Raw genomic sequence first — 1,299 nt, forward strand, 5'->3', positions numbered from 1 at the left:
CGAGGTGGGCTGCGTCTCGACCATCCTGCAGATGCTCAAGCTGCCTGACGGCACCGTGAAGGTGCTGGTCGAAGGCCAGCAGCGCGCCCGCGTGAACCGCATCGACGACGGCGAGACCCACTTCTCGGCCAACGTGACGCCCGTCGAGGCGGCCGCGAGCAGCGAGAAGGGCACCGAGGTCGAGGCGCTGCGCCGTGCCGTGATGCAGCAGTTCGACCAGTACGTCAAGCTCAACAAGAAGATCCCGCCCGAGATCCTCACGTCGATCTCCAGCATCGACGATCCGGGCCGCCTGGCCGACACCATCGCCGCGCACCTGCCGCTCAAGCTCGACAACAAGCAGGCCGTGCTCGACCTGGACGACGTCAAGTCGCGCCTGGAGAACCTGTTCGGCCAGCTCGAACGCGAGGTCGACATCCTCAACGTCGACAAGAAGATCCGCGGCCGCGTGAAGCGCCAGATGGAAAAGAACCAGCGCGACTTCTATCTCAACGAGCAGGTCAAGGCGATCCAGAAGGAGCTCGGCGAAGGCGAAGAGGGCGCGGACATCGAGGAGATCGAGAAGAAGATCAAGCTCGCCAAGATGCCCAAGGAAGCGCTCAAGAAGGCCGAGGGCGAGCTCAAGAAGCTCAAGCTGATGTCGCCCATGTCGGCCGAGGCCACCGTGGTGCGCAACTACATCGACGTGCTGGTCGGCCTGCCCTGGAGCAAGAAGACCAAGATCAAGCACGACCTGGCCAATGCCGAGGCGGTGCTCAATGCCGACCACTACGGCCTGGAGAAGGTCAAGGACCGCATCCTCGAATATCTCGCGGTGCAGCAGCGCGTCGACAAGGTCAAGGCGCCGATCCTGTGCCTCGTGGGCCCGCCCGGCGTGGGCAAGACCTCGCTCGGGCAGTCGATCGCCAAGGCGACCGGCCGCAAGTACACCCGCATGGCGCTGGGCGGCATGCGCGACGAGGCCGAGATCCGCGGCCACCGCCGCACCTACATCGGCGCGCTGCCGGGCAAGGTGCTGCAGGGGCTGAGCAAGATCGGCACGCGCAATCCGCTGTTCCTGCTCGACGAGATCGACAAGCTGGGCACCGACTTCCGCGGCGACCCGTCGAGCGCGCTGCTCGAGGTGCTCGACCCGGAGCAGAACCACACCTTCGGCGACCACTACGTCGAGGTCGACTTCGACCTGTCCGACGTGATGTTCGTCGCCACCTCGAACTCGATGAACATCCCGCCGGCGCTGCTCGACCGGATGGAAGTCATCCGCCTCTCGGGCTACACCGAGGACGAGAAGACCAACAT

At 65.1% G+C, this 1,299-nt stretch carries 1 protein-coding gene; it reads left to right on the forward strand.

What is annotated here, in order from left to right; genetic code table 11:
- A partial coding sequence (locus tag AC1DOC_RS33965) for an LON peptidase substrate-binding domain-containing protein (RefSeq protein ID WP_478131607.1) occupies positions 1-1,299 on the forward strand: 1,299 nt, incomplete at both ends.

The sequence above is a fragment of the Variovorax sp. 01T439_2 genome (assembly GCF_056398445.1).